Origin of the sequence: Spirosoma sp. SC4-14 (assembly GCF_037201965.1) — a bacterium.
Taxonomy (GTDB): Bacteria; Bacteroidota; Bacteroidia; order Cytophagales; family Spirosomataceae; genus Spirosoma.
Window position 1 is genome coordinate 1,507,125 of the sequence record NZ_CP147518.1, and the last position, 23,414, is coordinate 1,530,538.

Sequence of the window (23,414 nt, forward strand, 5' to 3'; positions counted from 1 at the left end):
TAACCCCCAAAGGGGGCATTAGTCTGAGTAACAACTCCCCCTTCGGGGGCAGGGGGGCTGTTATGCTACGAAACTACATCAAAATCGCCTGGCGGAATCTGGTCCGCAACAAAGCCTTTTCGGCTATCAACATTGTTGGCCTGGCGCTTGGGCTGGCTACCTGCCTGCTCATTAGCCTGTACGTCTTCAATGAACTGAGCTACGACCGCTATAGCGATAAAGCGAACCGAATGGTGCGAGTGGTTTTTCGGGGCACTATGGATGGCGGTCAGATTAATGAGGCTAATGTGATGCCGCCCGTTGCCCAGACACTGAAAGCCGATTATCCCGAAGTGGAAGAAGCCACACGACTACAGAGTGTAGGCTATCCAACGATCAACATCGGCGATAAAACCTTTCGGGATGAGCGGCTTGCTTATGCCGATTCTAATTTCTTTCAGGTATTCGCATTGCCTTTGGTTGAAGGCGATGCCAAAACAGCACTGGTTCAGCCAGGCACTGCTGTTATTACCCGGGCATTGGCGCAGAAGTTTTTCGGCAATGCGAATCCACTGGGAAAGTCTATAAGCATTAAAAGCTGGAATGCACTCTTCCGGGTGACGGGCGTAATTGACAAAATACCGGTCAATTCGCATTTTCATTTCGATATGTTTATGTCGATGGCAGGACTTCCCGATGCCAAATCGCCTTCCTGGATGACGTCGGGCTACTACACCTATCTGGTTCTGCCCAAAGGATATGATCCGGCAAAGCTGGAAGCGAAGTTGCCACAAATGGTCAGCAAATACATGGGACCACAGCTTCAGAAGGCTTTCGGAATGACTATTACGCAGTTCCGTCAGAAAGGCAACGACGTCAGCTTTCTGCTGCAACCCTTAACCGATATTCATCTGCGCTCGAATCTGACGGGCGAAATGGAAGCGAACGGCGATATTCAATACGTCTATATTTTTGGGGCTATTGCCCTGTTTATGTTGGTTGTTGCCTGTATCAACTTCATGAATCTGAGCACCGCCGGTGCGTCGAAACGGGCCAAAGAAGTGGGCATTCGAAAAGTGATGGGCTCGGTGCGGCAGAGTCTGGCCAGTCAGTTTCTGATTGAGTCGCTACTCCTAACAGCAATTGCTCTGGCTTTGGCTGTTGGGCTGGTTTATCTCACACTGCCACTCTTCAATGAACTGGCCGGAAAAGCGCTTCATTTCAATTTTTTGGCTACACCCTGGCTGCTGCCAGGTCTGGTGTTGCTGGGCGTTGTGGTGGGGGTGCTGGCCGGCAGTTATCCTGCTTTTTTCCTGTCGTCGTTTAAACCTGTTCAGGTACTGAAAGGTGCCAGGTTCACAGGTGGCCGGAAGAGTATCGGTCTGCGGAGTGGGCTGGTTGTGGTTCAGTTCTTTATTTCGATAACGCTGATGATCGGCACAACGGTGGTTTATCGGCAGCTCAACTTTATCCAGAACAAACGATTGGGCTACGAGAAAGACCAGGTGCTGGTGTTACCCGAAACGTGGCTCCTCGACAAAAAAGAAGAGGTGTTCCGCAATCAGATCATGCAGGACCCTCGGGTGGTCAATGTTAGCACATCGGGCTACCTGCCAGCCGGGCCAAGCAATAACAACAACTACATGGTTTATCCCGAAACCAATTCGACCCAGTTGGTAAAGACAGTTCGGTACGACGTCGACTATAACTACATTCCGACGCTGGGGATGCAGATGGCCTACGGGCGAAATTTCTCGAAAGCGTATGGCACCGATTCGTCGGGTATTATCCTGAATGAGACAGCCGCCCGAACATTCGGCTGGAACGGCAATGCGCTGGGCCATACCATTACCCATACCGAAAACGACGGGAAACCGGGCGTTTACAGAGTGATTGGCGTCGTCAAAGATTTTCATTTTCGCTCGATGCACGAAGCCATTACACCGCTGGTGATGGTATTGGGAAAGAACTCAGGAACCGTTATTGTGAAAATTAAGACGAAAGACATTAGTGGGCTTCTGGCTACGCTGAAGCAACAGTGGGAGAAGCTGACTACCGATGCACCGTTTAATTACTCGTTCCTCGACGAACGCTTCAACAATACGTATCTGGCTGAACAGAAAACAGGTCGAATTCTGGGCTTTTTTGCGGGACTAACCATATTCGTGGCCTGTCTGGGTTTGTTTGGTCTGGCAACATTCATGGCCGAGCAACGTACTAAAGAAATCGGTGTTCGCAAAGTGCTGGGAGCCAGTGTGCCGAGTATTGTTGGGCTGCTCTCCCGCGATTTTCTGAAACTGGTTGCCATTGCCATCGTGCTGGCGAGCCCCGTTGCCGGGTATACTATGAACAAGTGGTTACAGGATTTTGCCTATAAGATCACTATTGAGTGGTGGATGTTCGTGCTGGCGGGTGTGCTAGCCGTTCTCATTGCGTTACTAACTGTAAGTTTTCAATCGATCCGGGCCGCATTGATGAACCCGGTGAAATCACTGCGGTCGGAATAAATGGCGGGGAGAGCGGGAGAGCGGGGCACTTCGTGCAGGGGTTGCTGGAAGGATAGGGACTAAGCCCCGCAACCCCGCTCTCCCCGCACGAAGCACCTCGCTACCTCTGCACAAAGTACCTCATTCCCCTTAACAACCATGAACAACGAAACTCTTGAACAAATCTACAATCAGATGTGCGCCCGGCGCGATGCCATTAGTCTGCATTATCTGAACAATCGAGCCCTGAAACAGAACGATCCGGTAAGCTATGGTAAATACCAGAAAGAACTTCGGGACATTAACAAGCGGCTGCGCATTATCCGGCAGTGTATACCGGCCAACCCGGTGCTTGTAGTCTGAATGATTGAATTGTTGAATGATTGAATTGTTGAATGATTGAATTGTTGAATGATTGAATAAGCTCAATTCAATCATTCAACAATCCCGTTAACCTTGAAATTTTAGTCGAAAATGCGTTGAAGATAATCATACATTATGCTGAGAAATTACCTGAAAATTGCGTGGCGGGGCTTGATGAAGAACCGCCTGTTCACGTTTCTGAACCTGCTGGGATTGGCCGCGGGACTGGCCGTTGCTTTGTTGCTCATGCTCTATGTGACCGATGAGCTACAGTTCGACAAATACCACACCCATGCTGATCGGATCTACCGCGTTGGACTGACAGTAACCTTCGACGGGAAAAGTATGAAGTGGGCGAGTGCGCCAAATGCGATCGGGCCTACACTGAAAGCGGAGGTTCCCGGTGTTGAGCAGCAAACACGGTTATTGCATCACAACTTCGGACAAACGGCATTTGTCAACTCGGGTGATCGCAAATTTGCCGAAAAGAAACTGTACTGGGCCGATGGGAGCTTTTTTTCGATATTCGACATTCCGCTTGTTAAAGGAAATCCTAAAACGGCGCTCGATGGCCCGCATAAAGTTGTGCTAAGTCAGGCTACTGCCGACCGCTATTTTGCGAATGAAAATCCAATCGGCAAAGTCCTCTATGTCGATAACCACGACACGCTGGAGGTGACGGGCGTGTATGAGAATGTTCCGGGTACCTCCACCATCGATGCCGATCTGATTGGTTCGTTCGCCAGTGTTGGCTGGGCCAAAGAGCTTTCGTGGAGCAATGCCAGTTTTGAAACTTTTCTGCTGTTAAGCCCGCAGGTGAATTCGGCTCAGATCGACAAACAACTGGCCGTTCTTATTAACAAACACGTTCCGAAAGCCGATCAATGGTATGGGGCATGGCTACAGCCATTGACCGACATTCACCTGTATTCGTCCGACATTACCAATTCGAACACCATCCGTGTTGGCGACATTCGGCAGGTGAAAATTCTGCTGCTGCTGGCCATTGTAATTCTGCTGATTGCCTGCATCAACTACATGAATCTGGCCACAGCCCGCGCACAGATTCGTTTCCGTGAAGTGGGTGTTATCAAAACCGTTGGCGCATCGATGCGGCACCTGGTTAGCCGGTTTTATCTGGAAACCAGTCTGATGGTAAGTCTGGCCTTAGTGATTGCCATTAGTCTGGTAATAATATGCCTTCCGTTGTTCAATCAACTTACCGGAAAACAACTGAGTTATTGGGTGCTGCTGACTCCTCCGGTCTGGCTGGGCCTACTGTTGATCGGGGTAATAATTACGCTGGTTGCAGGATCTTATCCGGCGTTTTACCTATCGTCGTTTTCGCCAAAATATTTGCTCAGTACCACCTTCCGGAATCAGTCGGGCGCGGGGTTGCTGCGCCGGTCGCTGGTTGTGATTCAGTTTACGGCTTCGGTCGTGCTGATGGTCAGTACGTTTATTTTCTACCGGCAGTTGCAGTTTATTCAAAACCAGAAATTGGGCTACGAGCCCACTCAGGTACTGGCCATCATGACATCGGGAGCTAAGGACAAACAGCAGATCGACGCACTGATGAACGACTACCGGACGCTGAGCAGTGTGGTCGATGTATGCCGGGCGCAGACTTTTCCGGGGAGTGGCGGCAGTGGTCGAGTGATCACCAAAGCCGATAACCAGAATACGAATTCGAGCGAAGGGATGGCCATCAAGACCAATCGGGTAGGGGCGGAGTTTTTGAATGTGCTGGGACTGAAACTGCTGGCTGGCAAAACATTGCCCGCTCTGAAAAATGAAAAAGACACCACGGTGCAGGTGGTGCTGAACAAAACGGCCGTCGATTATTTAGGCTTCACTCCTCAGAAAGCAATTGGCCAGAAAGCGCATAACCTCTTTGGCTGGGATCGTGCCGAAATTGTTGGCGTGGTCGATGATTTTCATTTCGAATCGCTTCACCAGCCCATTGGCGCCTATGCCTTTCATAATGCCAATACGGAGGGGCGCCCGTATTTGCTGGTTAAAACCCATACGGCGCAGCTATCAGAAACCATGCGCCAACTGGAGCGGGTTTTTCAGAAAGACATGCCCGATTCTGCCTTTGAATTCACATTCCTTGATGAATATCTGAATACGCTCTACCGCGCCGAGCAACGGACGGCAACGGTGGTACTGGTGTTTTCGGCATTGGCTATTCTGATTGCCTGTCTGGGATTGTTCGGTCTGGCGGCCTTTACGGCCGAACAGCGAACGAAGGAAATTGGTGTTCGCAAAGTGCTGGGCGCATCGGTGTTCAATATTGTTGGCCTGTTATCGAAAGATTTCCTGAAGCTGGTACTAGTGGCTATTCTGGTAGCTGCACCTATTGCCTGGTATGCCATGAATGAGTGGTTACAAGGCTTTGCCTATCGCATCGCTATTGAGTGGTGGGTGTTTGTGCTGGCGGGCGTGCTGGCCGCTCTGGTTGCGTTCCTAACGGTTAGTTTTCAAAGTATTCGGGCCGCGTTGATGAACCCCGTAAAATCACTTCGATCGGAATAAAAACAGCCCCCTAACCCCCAAAGGGGGCATTAACCGAATAACAACTCCCCCTTCGGGGGTAGGGGGGCTGCTATGCTTACAAACTACCTCAAAATCGCTCTGCGCAATCTTGGGCGCAATCGTCTGACAACGATTCTCAATGTGGTCGGTTTGTCAGTGGGTATTGCTGCGTGCCTGGTTATTTACCTCATCGTGCAGTTCGAACTCAGTTTCGACAAGCGGGTGCCCGATAGTGAACAGGTGTACCGGCTAGTATCGAAGTTTAAGTTTGGCGACGAATTCTATTACAACCCCGGTTTATCGGCACCTATTCCCGAGGCAGTGCGAACGAAAATGGCAGGTATAGAAACCGTAGCTGCGTTTCATTCAAGCAGTTTTCCGACGGTTGAAGTACCCCGTGAAGGAGCCGACCCCGCCCGTTTTCAGGCACCCAAACATGGACATGACTGGCTTGCCAGCGCTGATGCTGCCTTTTTTGAAATTTTGCCCCGGCAGTGGTTAGCGGGTTCACCAAAAGCGTCGTTGTCGAAGCCAGGGCAGATCGTGCTCACCGAACGACAGGCTAAGCTGTATTTTGGCGATGCCAGTCCGGCTATTATTGGCCGTCGGCTCATTGGCCAGCAGTATCGCGACACGCTTACGCTGACCGTATCGGGATTGATAAAAGATCTGGATACGCCCAGTGATTTTGATTTTCAGGGTTTTATTTCACTGGCTACCCAAACCACCAGCAAGAAACGTCGGGATAATCTGGGGTATGATCAATGGAATAATACCAACTCATCGTCGCAATGTTTGATTAAGCTGGCACCGGGTACCGACCCTAAACGCTTTGGAGAACAGATTACAAAGCTGGCCGAGGCCAATGTCGCCCCTGACGACGATCCGGGTAATCGCTGGTTGTGGCTTCAGCCGCTGTCCGATATTCATTTCAATGCCGATTATGCTAGCGGCCAGCATGTAGCGCACCGGCCAACGTTGTTGATTCTGGGGCTGGTTGGCGGGTTTCTGTTGCTGTTGGCTTGCGTCAACTTCATTAACCTGGCCACGGCACAATCGACCCAGCGAGCCAAAGAAATTGGCATTCGAAAAACGCTGGGTAGCGAGCGCAAACAGCTTATGGCTCAATTTTTAGGTGAAACCTTGCTGTTGACCCTACTGGCGGCCATTGTGTCGATCGGATTGGCGCAGGGTGCTCTGACTTATCTGGGCGACATTGTACCGAAAGGCGTTGTGCTCGATCTGCTTAGCCCTGGTCTGTATCTTTTTCTGCTCGGTGTAGCACTTATCACGGCGCTGCTGGCGGGGGTGTATCCCGGCGCACTACTAGCGCGACTGTCGCCCGTAACAACCTTACAAAATCGGGTTGGGCAGGCTACGGGTAATGCTGCATTGCGAAAAGGATTGATTGTGGGGCAGTTCACTGTGGCACAGGTATTTATTATCGGAGCTTTGCTGGTCGGTCAGCAACTGCGATTCATGATCAATTCGGATCAGGGATTTCAGCGCGAAGCCATCGTTACGTTCTCAACTCCAATCACTTCCTTTTTTAACGGCGACCACAACAATATTCGCTTCACACTCGCCGACCGGATTCGGAAGCTGGCGGGCGTTGAGCAGGTTAGCATGGCCAACCAGACACCACTTTCGGGAGGATGGTCGACATCGACACTGGAGTTTGCTTCCAGAAAGGGAACGTCGAAGGTGAATGTATACCGCAAGGAGGTCGACACCAATTTTGTTGACCTATACGGATTGAAAGTGCTGGCGGGCCGAAATCTGCTGGCAAGTGATACGGCCAGAGAATTTGTCATTAACGAAACGCTGGCCCGCTATATGGGTTTTCAGAAGCCGTCGCAGGCAATAGGAAAGCTGTTAGGTAAGATGCCTATTGTTGGGGTCATTCGTGATTTTAATCATCGTACGCTACACAATACCATTCAGCCCACGGCGCTGATGAGCCACAAGAGTAATCTGCATGTTTTCAATGTGCGGTTTCGTCAGAGCGGAGCGGCTTCTTTCGATCAGACACTGGCTCAGATTCAGAAACTCTGGGTCGACACCTATCCCGATGAGCCATTCGAAGCGAAGTTTTTCGATGAATCCGTCGCTGAACTTTACGGCAAAGAGCGCAATCTGAGCAAGCTCATCACGCTCGCTACCGGTATTGCCGTATTGATCAGTTGCCTTGGGCTGTTTGGCCTGGTAACGTTCACCGCCGAACGGCGCACCAAAGAAATTGGTGTGCGGAAAGTGTTGGGCGCATCGGTAGCTAATATTGTTACCCTGCTGTCGCGAGATTTTCTGATTTTGATCATCATAGCCGTGCTCATTGCATCGCCACTGGCGTGGTGGGGAGTCGATGAATGGCTGAAAGGGTTTGCGTATCGTATCGACCTGTCGTTGGGAATATTCCTGCTGGCGGGGTTGCTGGTTATTGGCATTGCACTGGTAACGGTTAGTTTTCAAAGCATTAAAGCGGCACTGATGAATCCCGTAAAATCATTACGGTCTGAGTAAAAACAGTCCCTAATCCCCTCGCTCTATGCTAAAAAATATCATCAAAACGGCCCTGCGTGCGTTAAAGCGCAACTGGAGTTATTCGCTCATCAATGTGTTAGGACTAACATTAGGCCTGGCCTGTTGTTTGCTGCTTTTTATGGCCATACGCTATGAATTGAGCTTCGATCGGCAGAATCCTGATGCCGACCGGATTTATCGGATTATTGGGGTTGACAAACAGGCCAACAACGACCGGCCGAATGTGGGTATGCCTTTACCGGCACTGGCCGCGTTGCGGAATGACTTCCCTGATCTGAAAAACCAGCTAACAATGGTTAATCGAATCAAGGAGCCTGTAATTGCTTTAGGAACAGCTACTGACCCGGCCAAAAGCAAGTTTCAGGAAACGGATGGGGTTGTAGCGTTTGTAGAACCGCAATACAGCCGATTGTTCGATCTGAAATGGGAAAGTGGCAATCCTGCAACCGCCCTGACCAATCCGGGGACGGTAGTCTTGTCGGATCGAATTGCGCATAAATATTTCGGTAATGCTAATCCGATCGGCAAGACCATTCGTGTCGATAACAAAATGGATTTTGTGGTAACCGGCGTCGTGCAGAATCCGCCCGTTACGACCAGTATGCCATTTGACGTGCTGCTTTCATTTGCCTCGCTAAAACAATATGGTGCCAGTACGAACTGGGACGACTGGCAATCGACTTACAGTGGGGCGCAGATTTATATGCTACTGCCGACAGCTACCTCGCCGGAATGGCTCGAAAAACAACTGGTCGGCTTTGTGAAGAAATACCACGCGCCCGAAAATGTGGCCCGGCTGGTGTATCAACTTCAACCTTTAACCGACATTCATTTCGATAAGCGCACCAGCAACTATGCCAATCGAACGATCAGCAAAGAAATGATCTGGGCTATGGTGCTGATTGGGCTGTTTATTCTGGTAACGGCCTGCATCAATTTTGTCAATCTGGCCACGGCGCAGGCTATTCGGCGCGCCCGTGAGGTTGGCGTTCGTAAGGTGCTGGGGAGTACGCGCGGTCAACTGGTGCGTCAATTTTTGAGCGAAACCGGTGTGCTGACTGCTCTGGCCGTTGTTTTGGCGCTGCTGGTTGCCCAGGTAGCCTTGCCGTATGTGGGCGAGTTACTGAATATTAAACCGGGAGCCGTTACAATTTTCGACCCAATCGCGCTTGGCTTTCTGTTGGGATTAGGGCTGCTTACGACCCTGTTTGCTGGCGTCTATCCGGCGCTGATTTTGTCGGGCTATCAACCAATTCTAGCCCTTAAAGGAAAAATGCGTTCGGCCGGAAGTGGGCAGTTAACACTTCGCCGGGGGCTTATTGTCGGTCAGTTTGCTATTTCGCAAATCCTGATTATTGGCACCATTATCGTTTACTCGCAAATGCACTATTTCCGGTCAGTTGATCTGGGATTTAGCCGGGAGGCCGTTCTAACCATACCGATTCCCGAAAATGAACCAGGGCAGTTAGAAAATCTATATGCCAAACTAGTTGGTTTGCCAGGGATAAAATCGTTGAGTTATGGGATGACAACACCCTCATCGAATGGTAACTGGACAACGGGTTTCCGCTTCGAAAATGATGAAAAAGAACCGGATTATGGTGTATTGATGCGTCCGGCCGATACGGCTTATGTACGAACATACGGGCTGAAACTACTGGCCGGCCGGATGTATCAACCCGCCGATACCATGCGCGAGTTTGTAATTAATGAGTCGTTTATGAAACGGTTGGGCTTTCAGAAACCCGAGCAGGTGATCGGTAAATATATGCGGGTCAACGGCGAAGATGTTAAGAAACCAATTGTGGGGGTGGTTCGGGATTTCAATACATTTTCGTTGCGTCAGCAGACGGAGCCAAGTTTGCTCACAACGTTCCGCGTGGGCTATCGAACATTGGCCATCAAACTGTCGGCCCGGCAGGGCGGAACAGCGGCTATTCACCAGCTTCTGAACAAAGTTGAAAGTGCCTGGACCGCTACCTTTCCGGCGTTTGTATTCAAGTATGAGTTTCTGGACGAAACGTTGGCCAATTTCTACAAGACCGAAGAGCGGCTTTATTCGCTGTTTCAACTTCTGGCGGGTATCGCCATTTTTATCGGCTGCCTGGGCTTGTATGGTGTTGTGGCCTTTATGGCCGAATCCCGCACTAAAGAAGTCGGTGTTCGGAAAGTGTTAGGCGCATCGGCGATGCATATTTTCGGCTTGTTCTCGGTCGACTTTGTCAAGCTTGTTGTGTTTGCGTTGGTAATTGCCTCACCGATTGCCTGGTATGTGATGCAGAAATGGCTGGCCGATTTTGCGTATAAAATCAACATTCAGTGGTGGATGTTTGCCCTGGCTGGCGTATTTGCCGTAAGCATTGCACTGGTAACGGTTAGTTTTCAAAGCATTAAAGCGGCACTGATGAATCCCGTAAAATCATTACGGTCGGAATAGAAACAGCCCCCTAACCCCCAAAGGGGGCATTAAACCGAGTAACAACTCCTCCTTCGGGGGTAGGGGGGCTGCTATGCTACTGAACTATCTTAAAATCGCCTGGCGGAATTTGCGGAAAGACAAATTCTATAGCCTCATCAACATCCTGGGCCTGACCATCGGTGTCACCTGTGGATTACTGCTGTTGTTGTACGTAACCGATGAGCTGAGCTATGACCGCGATCAGGCTAAGGCTTCGCAGATTTATCGAATCGTTTCGCACATTACCGAACCCGATAAAGTGAATCGCTGGAGCAGTACGCAGCCTGCGCTGGCAACTACGCTCAAGCAGGATTATCCCTTTATCAAAAACTATGTACGCTTCTTTCCGTATGGCCGGGTTATGTTCCGGCAGGGTGAGAAGCGGTTTTATGAAGACGATATTTATGCCGCCGATTCGACCGTGTTCGATGTGTTTAGTTACAAGTTCGTTGAAGGCGACCCCCGAACGGCCCTCAGCCAGCCGGGCAGTGTTGTCTTGACGGAAAAGGCCGCCCAGAAATTTTTTGGTTCGAAGAGTGCGCTGGGGCAGTCGTTGCAAACAAACGATACGACGTTCTATAAAGTAACGGGTGTTCTGGAAGACATTCCGAAAAACTCACACTTTACGTTCAATGGCCTGCTTTCCATTGGTCAGAACGAACGGAGCCAGGCTACCAACTGGGGAGGTTTTTACCTGTATAGTTATCTGCTATTGCCCGAAAACTTCGATACGAAGATTCTGGAAAGTAAATTTCCGCAGGTCTACGACAAGTACATCGGACCCATCTTTAAACGGATGGGAATTAAGGTTACCTATGAGTTGCAGCCACTAACCCGTATTCATTTATACTCGAATATGGAAGGCGAATCAAGCGGTAATATCGGCTATGTGTATACATTTAGTGCCGTAGCCTTTTTCATGCTGCTGATTGCCAGTATCAATTATATGAATCTGGCGACGGCCCGCTCGGCCAAACGCGCCAAAGAAGTGGGACTTCGGAAAGTAATGGGATCATTGCGAAACCGGCTGATGGCCCAGTTCCTGACCGAGTCCGTACTGATGACGGTGCTGGCAATGGTGGCGAGTTTGTTGCTGGTACTGCTTTTGCTCCCGTTTTTCAATTCGGTTTCCGGGAAAGAGATTCAGTTTGTGGAATTGTTACGACCTCAGTTTTTGCTGATTGTGCTGGCTATTGTGGTTTTTACCGGATTCATTAGTGGAAGCTATCCGGCGTTCTATCTGTCGTCGTTTGAGCCTGCGACAGTACTGAAAGGGTCATTCAACAGCAAAGGCGGCAGCTTTTTTCGGAAGGCACTGGTTGTGGCTCAGTTTTCAATTTCGCTCATTATGCTGATCTGTACCTGGATCGTGTATAAGCAACTGGGCTTTATGCAGAACCATGATTTGGGCTACGACCGCGAACAGGTATTGACTATCGACTACCAGGACCGCCAGCCCAGAGCACAATATAACGCCTTGCGGAATACGTTACTGAGCAATCCAAACATTCGGGAAGTGGCTACGGCTTCGTCGCCAACGAGCAACATTGGCGGTCGGGTTATTTTTACGGTCGAGTCGAATACGGGTTTGAAAGAGATGGGATTTAAACCCGTTCAGGTTGACTACGATTACCTGAAAACGATGGGCATGAAACTGGTAAGTGGCCGCGATTTTTCGGACAAAATTCCGGCCGATACGCTTAACTCGGTTATCGTTAATCAGGCAGCGGTGGAGCGTATGGGGTGGAAAGAGCCGCTGGGCAAAAAAGTGATTCTGGGCAGCCTGCCGCAGAACGGGCAGCCGGGGCCGCCAACGACGCAGGTGATTGGTGTGGTGAAAGATTTTCATCAGCAGTCACTCTACAACCCCATTGAGCCCATGATCATGCTGTGTCGCCGGGCCAACTCGGTGATTCACATAAAAATTCAGCCGCAGAACGTCGATAAAACGGTGGCTTTCATTGGCCAGAAGTGGCGCGAAACCTATCCTGATCGTTTGTTCGAGTATCGGTTTCTCGATCAGGATTTCGAATCGGCCTACCATGCCGACGAGCTGCGGGGCCGGATTTTCTCGACATTCTCGGCTCTCACCATCCTGATTGCCTGCCTGGGTTTGTTTGGTCTGGCTACCTTCACAACCGAACAGCGGATCAAGGAAATTGGCGTTCGCAAAGTACTGGGGGCGTCGGTATCGAGTGTGGTGCTACTGTTGTCGAAAGACTTCACTCGCCTGGTGTTATTCTCGTTTCCTATCGCCATTCCGATTGCCTGGTATTCGATGTACAAGTGGCTACAGAATTTTCCGTATAAAACCGATATGGGTATCTGGGTCTTTGTTTTATCTTGCCTGCTTACGCTGCTAATCTGCTGGACAACAGTAGTCTATCAGAGTATAAAAGCGGCATTGGTTAATCCTGTAAAATCGCTTCGGTCGGAATAAAACAGCCCCCTAACCCCCAAAGGGGGCATTAAACCGAGTAACAACTCCCCCTTCGGGGGCAGGGGGGCTGTTATGCTACTAAACTACCTCAAAATCGCTCTGCGGAATCTGGCGAAGCACCAGATCAATACCGCCATCAATGTGGCAGGGCTGGCTATTGGTATGGCCAGTTGCCTGCTGATTCTGCTGTACGTTACAGATGAGTTGAGTTATGACCGGCACTGGACCAACGGCGACCGGATTTACCGTATGGCGCTGGAACGAAAATACCCCGGCCGTAGCACGAAGTATGCGATCATACCGCCGTCGTATGCTCAATCGGTAAAGAAAGAGATCCCCGAAATTGAACAAACCACCCGCGTGTTCAATTTCGGGGCTAATAATAATCCAACGCTGTTTAAAATCGACGGGCGGACTGTTGAAGAGCGGGGGGTACTTGGTGTCGATTCTACATTTTTTCAGGTATTCCAGATGCCATTTCTGCGTGGCCGTGCCGACCGGGCACTCACTCGCCCGAATACTGTTGTGCTGACCGAACAAACCGCTCGTCGACTTTTTGGGCGGGCAAACCCAATTGGGAAGGTGCTGGAAATTGTGCAGGGGCCTAAACTGGAAATAACGGGCGTTTGTGCCGATCCGGCTCGGAATGCGCATTTTACGTTTAATTTTCTGGCCTCTACGCGGGGCCTTCAGAACGAACAGCCAAACCACATCAGCTTTTCGGCGCATACTTACCTGCTGCTTCGGCCAAACGTCGATCCTGATGTGGTGCAGCGTAAAATACCAGCGGTAGTCGAAAAATACGCAGCTGGTGAGATCGAGCGTAATTTTGGTGTTTCGTATCGCGACTATGTGAAAGCGGGTAATGGCTACTTCTATTTCCTGCAACCACTCCGCAGCATTCATCTCGATTCTCATCTGGAAGCCGAACATCAGCCAAACGGTAGCCGATCGTTGGTTTCTATTTTTTCGGTCATAGCTGCTTTTGTGCTTATCATTGCCTGCATCAATTTCATGAATCTGGCTACAGCCCGGTCGTCGGAGCGGGCAAGGGAAGTAGGAATTCGGAAATCGTTAGGGTCAACTACCCGTCAACTGGCTACGCAATTTCTGACCGAGTCGGTTCTATTGAGCTTTTTTAGCTTGTTTGTGGCATTGGTGCTGGTTGCTCTGGCGTTAGCACCCTTTAATAATCTGGCGGGTAAGTCGCTCACATTATGGTCGATAGTCGATTGGCAGACCTTTCCTATACTCCTGATGGGAGCCGCCATAGTTGGTTTGCTGGCGGGTAGCTATCCGGCGGGTGTTTTGTCGGCGTTCGATCCGATTAAGGTGCTGAAGGGCAAATTTGCATCGACCCGGCAGGGACATCTGCTTCGGAACGGGCTGGTAGTATTTCAATTTGCGGTATCGGTATTGCTGATTGTAAGCACCATTGTAGTGTTCAGTCAGTTGAATTTTATTCAACGCAAAGAGCTAGGCTTTACCAAAGAATCGGTAGTGACGATTCCGGGTGCATTTTTTCTGGATAAAAATACGGAGTCTTTCAAACAGGAAGTGGCCCGACTATCGGGTGTTGCCGGTATGGGTGGAACGTCCAGCGTTCCGGGCGAAGAACAATTTTTCGGGATAACCTTCCGCAAGAATGGCGATAACGAAACCATTACGGGCAAAGGTTGCGTAGTTGATGATCAATATGTGCAAACGCTTGGAATGACCATGCTGGCTGGCCGACCTTTCAACCGCCAGTTCAACGATTCGCTGTCGGTCATTCTGAACGAAGAGGCTGTTCGGCAAATGAACCTGACCGATCCCGTTGGCAAGCAACTGATCAGCCCCGACAATTTTACGCAGCGCGGTGGCCCGCCGGTTACGTATACCATTGTGGGGGTGGTACGTAATTTTCATTTTGGCTCGTTGCACCAGCGCATTAGTCCGCTGTTTGTGCTTAACGAACGGCTATTTAACCGGGTAAACAATGAACTTGTCGTTCGGATAAAAGCCGATGATCCGGCTCCGGTTGTGAGCCAGATGGAGCAGGTCTGGAAGCGCTATTTACCCGATCAGCCTTTCCATTATTCGTTTCTGGAAAACGACTGGAAGGCACTCTACCAGTCGGAGCAGGTGGCCCAGCAGATTTTCGGATTATTTGCTTTGCTCGCCATTTTTATCGCCTGCATGGGGTTGCTTGGGCTGGCGATGTATATTATCCGGCTGCGGACCAAAGAAATTGGCGTTCGTAAGGTTTTAGGCGCATCGGTTCCGGGTCTGGTGATGCTACTGGCTAAAGATTTTTTGTTGCTGGTGGTAGTGGCTATTCTGATTGCGTCGCCCATTGCCTGGTATGCCATGAACCGCTGGCTAGCCGATTTTGCCTACCGGATCGACATGCCCTGGTGGGCGTTTCTGGCTGCGGGTATCGTAGCTATTCTGATCGCTTTCGCCACAGTAGCCTACCAGTCTGTCCGGGCTGCGCTGATGAATCCGGTGAAGTCGCTGCGGGCGGAATAGGTAGCGGGGGGCAGAGAGCTTGGGGCAGGGACAAAGGGCGTATTGCAGAATATTGGTGCCATGGCTTAGTTGATCGAGAGCCGTGACATAGCTATAAATGAGTACTCAATTTTTTGAGATGAGTTTATAGATTATGGTTTTAAGGCATCAAAAATGGCCGTTATATCGTCTTTGTTAGTTGACAGAAATTCAGCAATGGCTTTTGAGCGTTTTCCGAAATTGTCTGTTTCAATAACTGTCACTTTAATAGTACAATTTCCCCGACCATCGGGCCTCGAACGTGGTATGTTCGCAATCCAATGACCCACGGGCATAGGAGGAGATTCATTTGTATTTGTGTCACGATCCATGTCGTCAATAAATTTGACGCCCGAAATCAGGAATTCATCGTTGCCCATTATCTCCTTATGGGGATTGCCGTCCGAACCAACCCAGGTCGATTCGACTACTACTTTAACCAGAATATCAATAGAATCTGCTTTGACTTTACATTTTGAATAGCTTAAGTTGGGAAAAAAGGGTTGAAACTTGAAGGCTGATCCATCTTTCGATTGAATGATCTTTAGTTTCATGTTAAACACATTTTTTTCCTTCCCTTCGATTTTAGCAAAGCGAGACAGAAAAATGCCACTATAGGTTAAATCCAGCGTGCCAGTCGTATAGAAATCATCAATACTAGCCAGGTTTTCATAGTCGGCTGTGAATTTCTTGCTGGCGTTATCCAACATTTTACTGGCTACATTGATAATAATACCTGCTGCTGCAATGACTACTCCAATTGGATTTTTGTTGGAAGGCGAAACCTGGTTTAAGTCTGATGGTTTTTTCGTAAAATCACTTTTCACAATAGGTTTAACAACAAACCGTTCATCTTCCGATTTCATCGATTTGGGCGAAGTAGTAGCACAACTTGCTAGTAGGAAACCGGCCAGGACAAGAATAATATAGTTCATGATGGTTTAGGCATGTATTGGAGTGAAAACGCAGGCACTTTGTTGATTAGACCATTCTGCCTGCACTAAAAAGCCGCTGATGTGAGATGTCGTATTGTTACAGATATCGCCAATTTCTTCGCCCGTATTAAAATCCCACCAGGATTCGGACGCAGGATTGGTTACTGCTTCGGCAAGTTCGTGACTGCTAACTTTCGTAAGTGTATCCAGTACGGTTCCAAATGAGCAGCCTTCGCAGGCAGGAAATGGCACAACTGCATAAAATATGTGCTTATGAATGTGACTATGGTAGCCGCAGTATACCTCGCACGACTTATCGCCACCATCGGTCGAGACCACCTGTTCAGGAAGAAAAATGAAGTAAAGTGTGTTTGCTGTGACGGTCGGTAAACGATTATTGTTTATTAATTGACTTAGTTGCTGTTGAATTTCCTGGTCGCTAACTTCCCGGCCCTGATCTTTAGGTACACCCGGTTCATGGTCAGTGAAAGTGACAGACTGTATTCTTCGCCCATGCCCGATTGGAATTGTTGGTATTGAATATTCCCTAAGCATATCCATTAATGAGCTGGTAAGGATAAAATCAAAAAACTGATCCAGTTGGTCGACCAATTGAAGCCCCGTGTTTGTTGTCCAAAAATTCCCCCAGTAGACGGGGGCAACCTCAACCGCCCCTAACACATGGCCTCCGGGTTTATAAGATAGTCTGTGAGCCGGAGGAGCCATAGACTCAGCGGCAATAGCGGCTTTGTGTTTAAGAGGAACCGTTTTATATGGTTTTTTTACGGGCTGCATAGGCGTAAGATCGACGAGTTGGTAACTGGGTTTGACTGGCTAGCAGACCTTGCTGGCCGTAGCAGATGGGAATATTGAATTTATCGGTAGCCGGTTTGAGTTGGGCCTGCTTTTTTTGTCTTTCCGGGACTACATCCGAATTTTCAATCAGAAGCCGACGCATCATACTGACATCTTCGTGTTCAAGAATATGACAATGGTATACAAATTGCACAAGTGAATCGCTTTCGTCATCACTTAAGGCATACGTGACCCACAGGTAGGTTGTTGTCGTATCTGGCTTTGCCCGAACCACATCTTTCCAGCCTTTTTCCTGGGATTCTTTGTCCATGAATACTCCTTCTTTGTCGGTTCTGCCTAGTATCCGGAAACGATTCAGGTGGATATGGATGGGGTGCGTGTCGGATGTGTAGTTTGTGATAGCCCAGATTTCGTTGGTTTTATTTTGAACCCGCTTGATTGCCAAATGCGGAGCTGAGTTACTGTCCACTTTATTGGCTTCCATATTCCACTCACTTTCGTTCAGAAAAGCCATCGGAAAGGCGGTATCCGCTTTCATGTCAGGAGCAAGCTCATAAAAACGTTTTACTGCTGTCGGTAATTCCTTATAAGATCCTGATTCTGTGATAGATAAACTGTGTATATGGTATGTTTTGGTGCTGTCTAGCTGAGCTAGAATTTGGCCCGGTAATGAGTCCATTACCGTTTTGACACGGCTTCGACCTGAGCTTTTTCTGACGGTCGGTTGGTGAGTTGAGAACACATCCAGCTTATAGAGCAGTTTTCGAAAAGTCGAGTCCTGATGCAACTGCTGCATTCGTTTCGCCAATTCCGTATTCGTAATCTTGTTTGCACTCTGATTAGCTTGTATTCGAAATTGTAAAACAAAGTTTGTGTACGTTTTGGCGGCAGCTTTAACGGAAGCAATTGGAATGTTGTCTTGATCAGCTACTTCCTGATAAGGGGCATCGTTGGCCAGGTTAAGCAGCACCAGTGAGTCGGGGGCTGAACTACCGAATCCACTAAAATTGATCTGCACATCAGCGCGTTCGCCGGGGGCCAGCATTAGGGGTTTGTTGGAAGTGATGCCTACCTGGCTAATCAATGGACCACCTTCAGTGCCGATCTGCACAAAAGTAGCCGTATCAATTTTTGCCAGACTTACTTCTCCATTGCGCCACTGAGCGAGCGCTAGCCTGTAAAAACGAGAACTGGAGGTGTTAAGTATTCGGAACCGGTAGAGCTGGCGTTTTACATCAAAATAAGGCCAGGCTTTGCCGTTAACGGTAATTGCATTGCCAAAAAATTCGGGCCGACGGCTACCACTATCCAATTTGGATTCGTAATACAATCGTCCTTTTTTAGTAAACATCTTATCACTGATTAATAAAGGGATGTCGGGTATTTCGGAAATGTCCTTGTTTAGTACTGGCACCGAACCTTTTTTTGCCTGTTTAAACGTTTGCCTGGTCTGTTCCGATTGTTGGAGGTAGTACTGTCGGGTCGAGTCTTCACCTGTTCCTTCAATAATATAAGCTCCTGCCAATCCCATATAAACATTCGCTACCGTTCGCATAATACTATGATCGTGGTACCATAATATGGCTCCATGCTTGCCCTGCGTAGTATCTGCTGTATCGTAATTCGCTTCCGGGAATGTGTTAGGATATGAATAGTGTACGGCTTGTTTGGTTGACTCATAGGGGCCGAATAGACCAAAATCAATAGGGCTAGGCATCTCACCTGCCTGCCTGACGATACTGGAAGCCGGATGACCGTCATTACGCCAGGCAAGGTTGGCACCATGCAGGTGAACCGTGGTTGCATAATAAGTTGAATTGAACATCATTGACATTGTATGGCCCATAGCCAATTCCGCAATTTTAGGCGGATACAATGATTTGGTGATCATAGGTATAGCCGCTCCCGAGTCAGTGTCGTGTAATTCTCGGGTATCATAAAGTAACGGATAGTATTTCAGTGAGTTATGAGGAAAGCCATAAGCGGGGTTGTCCTGTATGGTTTCCTTGAGCTGATTCACCCAGGTAATTTTTGCGGCTTTTCCATTCATTGTTTTAATGGTTGGCCCCGGCAATTGCTGCTTATCGGGTGCTGTGTTTTCCGAAACATACCCGAGTACCCAGGTGGAGTCTTCTAACAGAGTATGAAACTTGTTTTTAAACGCCCGGATGTAAATCGTGATTTCGTCCGTACCATTATTCTCAATTTCTGTTGGTATAACGAGTGCTTCCTGAAAAAGAACGGAATCGGCTCGGTGGACCGTCCAGTCCAATACGGGATCGCTTTTTAGCGTATCTCGAATAATCGATACAATGTTTGCATCGCTTCCATCGGAGTTCCTACAGTCGGTTAGTCCGGCAAAGATGAAGCATAAAGAAAAAATAATGATTACGGCTCGCATGGTGGGTATAGGTTAGTGGCATAGCTAAAGGTATGGTTGTGGCTATCTGTATGCAACGGGAAAAAGACCCTATTTAAAGACGAACAAGTTGAATTGTCAGTCTTGATCAGGATTCCCGCAATGCTCCGTTTCTCCGCCACTACAAGCGGACAGTATTGTACGGATTCGGACACTTCAGATTGGCCTAGTGCCCTTAATTAATGGCATTAGGCTTTTTTTTGTCGTGGCATAGTAGTTGCGCCCGTTAGCGATAGCTAACGAATTCGCCTGGGATGTAGGCCAGGGGGAGTCTATTTACCCCCAGCCCCTTGCCCTACATCCCAGGCCCGACGCCTTATGCTGCTAAACTATCTTAAAATCGCTGTTCGGAATCTGCTGAGAAGCAAATCATTCTCGGCAATCAACATATTCGGCCTTTCGGTCGGGATGACCTGCTGTATGTTGTTGTTGCTGTACATCCGTAGCGAATTGTCGTATGATAAGTATCAGGAACATGCAGACAGACTGTACCTGATGGCGCAGGAAACTATCGTTGGTAAGGGCAATAAAGGGGCCAGTATGGAGAAGAATTCGACCGCGTCGGCTCCCTATGCATTTGCGCTGAAGTCAGAATTTCCGGAAATTGAACAGGTAGCCCGCTTATGGATCAACCTGATCGATGATAAAGCCTTGTTGCAGATTCGGGAAAACGGCAAATCGGTCAAGGCATTCTACGAAACAAAAGGTTATCAGGTCGATTCAACGTTTTTCGACTTGTTCTCATACTCATTTACCGAGGGCAACGCGCATACTGCCCTCATTGATCAGCATTCGGTAGTGCTGTCGGAAGAACTCGCCCATAAGTTATTTGGCAATGGCCCTGCCCTGAATAAACTGATTCGGATTGGCGGTACATCGGGTAATGGCGAAGACTTTAAAGTTACGGGCGTTTATCGCGACGAAAGCGCCCGATCGCATATCGACGCCAAATTCTTTTTACCGATTTCGGCAGGATGGGTCGGTGGTTTTTTGCGCGAGGGGAAAGTGGATTTCTGCTGCAACAACATGTTCGTCACGTACCTGAAGCTACGCCCCGGTGCAGATCCGGGGAAATTGCAGCAAAAGTTTCCAGCCTTTATGGCAAAGTATGCCGCCAATGATCTGAAAAATGTGGGTTTCGACAAAAAGCTGTTTCTGGTTCCGGTGCCCGATATACATCTCTTTGACGAAATAAATACCATTGTTACGCCAACCAATACCACAACCTATCTGTACATTCTGGCATCAATTGCGCTGTTTACCCTCCTGATTGCCTGCATTAATTTCATGAATCTAAGTACCGCCCGCTCTGCCAAACGGGCGGCTGAAGTTGGGGTTCGGAAGGTGATGGGAGCCGAGCGTGGTTCCTTGATCGGGCAGTTTCTGGGCGAATCTATGGTGCTTTCCCTGTTAGCTTTAAGTATTGCGGTAGCACTGGTTATTATCATGTTGCCCGTATTTAATCAGTTGACTAATAAGTCTTTGGAGTTTTCGGAGCTATTCGAGCCGCGCATTATTCTGACGTTTGTTGGCCTTGCGCTCCTGACGGGTTTATTGGCCGGGAGCTACCCTGCCTTCTACCTGTCGATGTTCAATCCGGCGCAGGTACTGAAAGGCAAGTTTACCAATACGTTATCGGCAGTTGCGCTACGTCGCGGGCTGGTGGTGTTTCAGTTTGTGATTTCGGTGGGGCTGGTTCTGGCTACGTTCGTGATTCAGGAACAAATGCGTTTTCTGCGAAACACATCGCTAGGTTTCACCCAGGATCAGCAGATAGCAATTTCGCTCAGCAGCCGGGAAGCACACGAAATTTATACAGCGTATCGAAACGAAATTCTGCAAAACAATCAGATAGTTGGCGCGGCCGGAACTCAATACTATCCCGGTATAAATAATGCGACTGACTTTCTTTTATACAAACCCGAACAAACGGCGCTGAACGGTCAAAGCGTCAAAACGAATCAGGTCGATTATGACTATCTGCAAACAATGGGCTTCAAACTGGCTGCGGGTCGGATGTTTTCTCACCAGTTTCCGGGCGATACCGCCAATCGGCTCGTGGTGAATGAAGCGACGCTACGTAAATTTCAGATTCCGCTGAATAAAGCCATTGGACAAAAGCTGAATTTCGATTGGCAGGGTCAAACGCACCATTTCGAGATTGTGGGTGTACTGAAGGATTTTCATTTCGAAAACCTCCGTCAAACGATCCAGCCGTTTACGTTTCTGCTGAACCGCCAGCCCGATTTCAATTACATTATAGTGCACGTCAAGACGGCCAATATGGGGCAGGTGCTGGGCTTTCTGGAGCAAAAGTGGAAAACACTGCGCCCCGACGAACCCTTTACGTACACATTTCTCAACGAAGATTTTCAGAAGAATTATGCAGCCGAAGCCCGCACGTCGCGTATTGTGGGCTACTTCACCGTGATTTCTATTCTGATTTCGTGTCTGGGTTTGTTTGGTCTGGCTGCGTTTGCGGCTCAGCAGCGCACCAAAGAAATTGGCGTTCGTAAAGTACTGGGCGCGTCGGTAGCCAATATTGTTCTGCTGCTCTCCCGCGATTTTCTGGCACTGGTGGCCATTGCCATTCTGATTGCCTCGCCCATTGGCTGGTGGGCTATGAACAAATGGCTCCAGAATTTTGCCTACAAGATTGCTATTCCGTGGTGGGTATTTATGGTGGCTGGATTGTTGGCCGTTCTCATTGCTTTTATAACTGTGGCCTATCAGGCTATGCGGGCTGCACTGGTGAATCCAGTAAAATCGCTTCGGTCGGAGTAAATCGCAGCAGGCATTGAGCTAAGGACTTGGGTTTGTAAGGTATTATTCCAGAAATTATTTCGCATAAAAACACTATGAAAACATTCGTAACCGCGATTCTGGTGCTATCCAGTTCATTTGTGTTCGCTCAGAAACGCAACTCAATCAATCGTAATATCAACGACGATGGTAAAACGCTGTCGATTCGGGTAAACGGTATCGTCGATGGTCAGACTATTGACTACGACCGTACCTTCGATGTGTCGGACTTAAGTAAAACGGAGCGGGATGCCCTGCGCCACCGAATTCTGGACTCGCTGAATGTTGGCACACCCGATCCGCCAAGGCCACCCCGGGCACCGGCAGCACCCCGTGAGCCGCGAGCACCACGCCCCCCGCGGGAACCTCGTTTGCACAGCGAATCTATAACGATGCTTAGCAGCGACAATGTCGGCGAATCCGTTAATGGCGCTGATCATGTTGCAATGGCTGTCGGCGGGAAGAATCCCTACACGAAAGAAGTGCGCTATAACGCCAATTCGGGCCAGCTATACCTGCGCTATCGGTTTCAGCGCGACGGAGAAGACATTACGTATGAACGTAAAATTGATGCCCACAATAAATCGAAAGAAGAACGGCAACGCCTGATTGAAGGAATTGAAAAAGAGATAGGCGTACCGGCAAAGAGTCGTAAATAAAGTTTTCAGTTTATAGTTTACAGTGCTTCGTAGTAGGAGGTATCTTGAGGGAAGCACTGTAAACTATAAACGCTAACCTGTAACCTGTTCTATCGCTAACTTTTTCTAAATCTAAACCATTATGGCACACATCGCTATACCTATTCCTTCTACGCCTGGAAAACAGGAGATCGAAATCGACGTGACGATTAACGGCAAAAAACATGAGCTTCATTATCGCGTCGAGCTTTTTTATTGGGGGGATTGCAACGTCCCGACTTTTGACCGGGTGGAGTGCCTGCGCGAAATGATTTCGCACTACGATCAGGACTGGACGCTCTATTACATCGGCGCACCAACCGACGATTTTGTGCCCATTGCCTTCGTCAAAAAAGGCGATCGGGAAATTCAGCGTAAGCTGATGGTTGGAGCGATTTGAAGGAAGTTTTCAGTTTATAGTTTTCTTGAAA

Annotated in this window: 13 protein-coding genes; 10 read left to right on the forward strand and 3 right to left on the reverse strand. The window is 48.9% G+C overall.

The window, feature by feature from the left end:
* Positions 1–62 precede the first annotated feature (62 nt).
* The 7 genes from WBJ53_RS06170 to WBJ53_RS06200 all read left to right on the forward strand — a co-directional run bounded on the left by WBJ53_RS06170 (position 63) and on the right by WBJ53_RS06200 (position 15,316).
* Positions 63–2,486 (forward strand): ABC transporter permease, encoded by a 2,424-nt coding sequence (locus tag WBJ53_RS06170; RefSeq protein ID WP_338875192.1) that lies wholly within the window; start codon positions 63–65, stop codon positions 2,484–2,486.
* 138 nt (positions 2,487–2,624) lie between these two features.
* Positions 2,625–2,828: a hypothetical protein gene (locus tag WBJ53_RS06175; RefSeq protein ID WP_338875193.1), complete on the forward strand. Its 204-nt coding sequence runs from the start codon at positions 2,625–2,627 to the stop codon at positions 2,826–2,828.
* Positions 2,829–2,963: 135 nt separating this feature from the next.
* Positions 2,964–5,366: an ABC transporter permease gene (locus WBJ53_RS06180; RefSeq protein ID WP_338875194.1), complete on the forward strand. Its 2,403-nt coding sequence runs from the start codon at positions 2,964–2,966 to the stop codon at positions 5,364–5,366.
* A 72-nt stretch (positions 5,367–5,438) separates the two neighbouring features.
* Positions 5,439–7,886, forward strand: coding sequence for an ABC transporter permease (locus tag WBJ53_RS06185; protein ID WP_338875195.1), 2,448 nt, complete (start codon positions 5,439–5,441; stop codon positions 7,884–7,886).
* 25 nt (positions 7,887–7,911) lie between these two features.
* Entirely contained in the window at positions 7,912–10,344 is a 2,433-nt protein-coding gene (locus WBJ53_RS06190; protein WP_338875196.1) for an ABC transporter permease, read from the forward strand.
* A 73-nt stretch (positions 10,345–10,417) separates the two neighbouring features.
* Positions 10,418–12,805, forward strand: a complete 2,388-nt coding sequence (locus WBJ53_RS06195) for an ABC transporter permease (RefSeq protein WP_338875197.1) — start codon at positions 10,418–10,420, stop codon at positions 12,803–12,805.
* 72 nt (positions 12,806–12,877) lie between these two features.
* Positions 12,878–15,316 (forward strand): ABC transporter permease, encoded by a 2,439-nt coding sequence (locus WBJ53_RS06200; protein WP_338875198.1) that lies wholly within the window; start codon positions 12,878–12,880, stop codon positions 15,314–15,316.
* A 131-nt stretch (positions 15,317–15,447) separates the two neighbouring features.
* Here the strand turns inward: WBJ53_RS06200 and WBJ53_RS06205 are convergent, their stop codons facing one another.
* Genes WBJ53_RS06205 through WBJ53_RS06215 form a run of 3 tightly spaced genes read right to left on the reverse strand, consistent with a single transcriptional unit; the run spans position 15,448 to position 19,486 of the window.
* Positions 15,448–16,269 carry a hypothetical protein gene (locus WBJ53_RS06205; RefSeq protein ID WP_338875199.1) on the reverse strand — a complete coding sequence of 274 codons (822 nt, stop codon included), beginning with the start codon at positions 16,267–16,269 and terminating at the stop codon, positions 15,448–15,450.
* 6 nt (positions 16,270–16,275) lie between these two features.
* Positions 16,276–17,064: a hypothetical protein gene (locus WBJ53_RS06210; RefSeq protein ID WP_338875200.1), complete on the reverse strand. Its 789-nt coding sequence runs from the start codon at positions 17,062–17,064 to the stop codon at positions 16,276–16,278.
* The gene (locus WBJ53_RS06215) at positions 17,039–19,486 is read right to left on the reverse strand and encodes a multicopper oxidase domain-containing protein (protein ID WP_338875201.1); all 2,448 of its coding nucleotides are present in this window, start codon (positions 19,484–19,486) and stop codon (positions 17,039–17,041) included. Before WBJ53_RS06215 ends, WBJ53_RS06210 begins: the two co-directional genes overlap by 26 nt.
* A gap of 336 nt (positions 19,487–19,822) precedes the next feature.
* Here WBJ53_RS06215 and WBJ53_RS06220 point away from each other — a divergent pair, with 336 nt between their 5' ends.
* The 3 genes from WBJ53_RS06220 to WBJ53_RS06230 all read left to right on the forward strand — a co-directional run bounded on the left by WBJ53_RS06220 (position 19,823) and on the right by WBJ53_RS06230 (position 23,383).
* Entirely contained in the window at positions 19,823–22,288 is a 2,466-nt protein-coding gene (locus WBJ53_RS06220) for an ABC transporter permease (RefSeq protein WP_338875202.1), read from the forward strand.
* Between the two features lie 74 nt (positions 22,289–22,362).
* On the forward strand, positions 22,363–22,965 hold the full coding sequence (locus tag WBJ53_RS06225; RefSeq protein WP_338875203.1) for a hypothetical protein: 603 nt from the start codon (positions 22,363–22,365) through the stop codon (positions 22,963–22,965).
* 121 nt (positions 22,966–23,086) lie between these two features.
* On the forward strand, positions 23,087–23,383 hold the full coding sequence (locus WBJ53_RS06230) for a hypothetical protein (protein WP_338875204.1): 297 nt from the start codon (positions 23,087–23,089) through the stop codon (positions 23,381–23,383).
* Positions 23,384–23,414: the final 31 nt, after the last annotated feature.